1 protein-coding gene is annotated in these 686 nt (G+C 66.9%); it reads left to right on the forward strand.

Features of this window, described 5'->3' with window-relative positions; all coding sequences use genetic code 11:
• A partial coding sequence (locus AC1DYI_RS37700) for a MipA/OmpV family protein (RefSeq protein ID WP_477209159.1) occupies positions 1–379 on the forward strand: 379 nt, incomplete at its 5' end.
• Between the last annotated feature and the right edge of the window lie 307 nt (positions 380–686).

A 686-nucleotide genomic window follows, 5' to 3' on the forward strand; every position in this document is an offset into this window, starting at 1 on the left:
GCTCACGCGGGTGCGCAAACATCTCGATGCGGATTTGGGCGTCCAGGCAGACCTGCGTTTGAGTGCTGGCATCTATCGCGGTGGCCGGGTGGGCGCAGGCGTGTTCACTCAGGCGACCTGGGCCGATGCCAAGTCGACCGGCGCCTACTACGGCATCACGCCACGGCAATCTGCCGACATGGGCTTGCCGGAGTTCGAGGCGGGCGCGGGCTGGCTGTTCACCAGTTTCGGCCTGCTCGGGTCGGTCGACCTGAACCCAAACTGGGTGGTCGTCGGCAGCGTCGAGTCGCGGACTTTGCGTGGCAGCGCTGCGCAGAGTCCGGTGGCGGAGCGCGCTTCGAACTACTACGTCAACCTTGGTGTCGCCTGGCGCTTCTGAACGGCAAGTGCACCACGTTCTGGAAGCCGGTTGATCATCGGCAAGTGAGGTAGGGCTTGCAAGGGTTGTGGCGGCAGAGCGGCGGCGGTGCCCCCGTTCTCCGGCCGGCTCGCGGGGCACTGCTTGAGGTGATCCACGGGCTGCCCATCAACACGGTGTGGCGGTGATGGATACGTTGGGGCGACCGCGAATGAGGCCTGCGCCCGGGGGCACCACCACCACTCTGCAAGCACCGACTTTGGCGTGGCACGCGGTGACATGCCACCCGCGATGCCTGGCCGGTGGTTCGGGGTGCGTTCGCAGGGCC

Source organism: Ideonella sp. P3_A4 (assembly GCF_056403075.1).